A 1412-nucleotide genomic window follows, 5' to 3' on the forward strand; every position below is an offset into this window, starting at 1 on the left:
TTGATCGGATTTAGCAGCTTCGTCTCGACGCCTGCGAGCTCTTTTGGGATCGCGAGGTTAAATTTCTCGAAATTTTCAAATTCGCACTTTTTGATGCTACCGTCAAGGATCGCGTTTATGCATGCGCGCGTGGCTTTGATGCTCATTCGCTTGCCCACGCCGTACGCGCCGCCGCTCCAGCCTGTGTTTACGAGATAGACGCTGACACCATGCTTGTCGATCTTTTCGCCCAGAAGCTTAGCGTAAACGGTCGGGTGCAGCGGCATAAACGGCTCGCCAAAGCACGCGCTAAAGGTCGCCACGGGCTCGGTAATGCCGCGCTCGGTGCCCGCGACTTTTGCCGTATAGCCGCTTAGGAAATAATACATCGCCTGCTCTTTAGTTAGCTTTGCGACCGGCGGCAAAACGCCGAATGCGTCGGCGGTCAGGAAGATTATGTTTTTCGGATGGCCGCCCGCAGAGCTTGGCTCGTAGTTATCAATGTGATAGATCGGATAGCTGACGCGGGTGTTTTCGGTCTTGCTGCCGTCTTTATAATCCACGACGCCAGCCTCGTCCGCGACCACGTTTTCAAGCAGCGCGTCGCGTTTGATCGCGGCGTAAATTTCAGGCTCGCTGCTCGGGTCTAAATTTATACATTTCGCGTAGCAACCGCCCTCGAAGTTAAATATCCCCTCGTCATCCCAGCCGTGCTCATCATCGCCTATCAGCTTGCGGTTTGGATCTGTAGAGAGCGTCGTTTTGCCCGTGCCGCTTAGACCGAAAAATAGCGCCGTATCACCGTCCTTGCCCACGTTTGCCGAGCAGTGCATGCTTAGCTTGCCCTCAAGCGGTAGCCAGTAGTTCATCATAGAAAAAATTCCCTTTTTCATCTCGCCGCCGTACCACGTACCGCCGATAACGGCGACGTTTTCCTCGACATTAAATATAACGAAAACGTCGGAGTGCAGCCCGTCGCTCGCGTAATCTTCGTTTTTGCATTTGCACGCGTTGTAAACGACGAAATCGGGATGAAATTCCGCAAGCTCGCTCTCGCTTGGGCGGATGAACATATTTTTAACAAAATGCGCTTGCCACGCGACTTCAGTTACGAAGCGCACGTTTTTACGGCTGGATTTGCTAGCTCCGCAATAGGCGTCTTGGATAAAGATTTCCTTGCCGCTTAACTGAGCTTTAGCTTTGGCTAAAAGTTTATCGAAAAGCTCTTTTGAGATAGGCTGATTTATCTTGCCCCAAGCGATGTATTTTTGGCTCGGATCTTGTTTTACGAAGTACTTATCCTTGGGGCTGCGACCCGTAAAGATGCCGGTATCGACCATAAAGGTGCCGTTGCTTGATACGCGCCCTTCATTCATAGCCTTTTCAAGCTCGAAAAGCTCGTCGTAGCTTAGGTTGTGGTTGATTTTTTTGAT

1 protein-coding gene is annotated in these 1412 nt (G+C 51.2%); it reads right to left on the bottom strand.

Going from position 1 to position 1412, the window contains the following annotated elements:
- Positions 1 to 1412 (bottom strand): phosphoenolpyruvate carboxykinase (ATP) (pckA, locus tag Q0117_RS02515; RefSeq protein WP_297922078.1); only part of this gene is annotated, 1412 nt, incomplete at both ends.

Source organism: uncultured Campylobacter sp. (assembly GCF_937997535.1).
GTDB lineage: Bacteria > Campylobacterota > Campylobacteria > Campylobacterales > Campylobacteraceae > Campylobacter_B.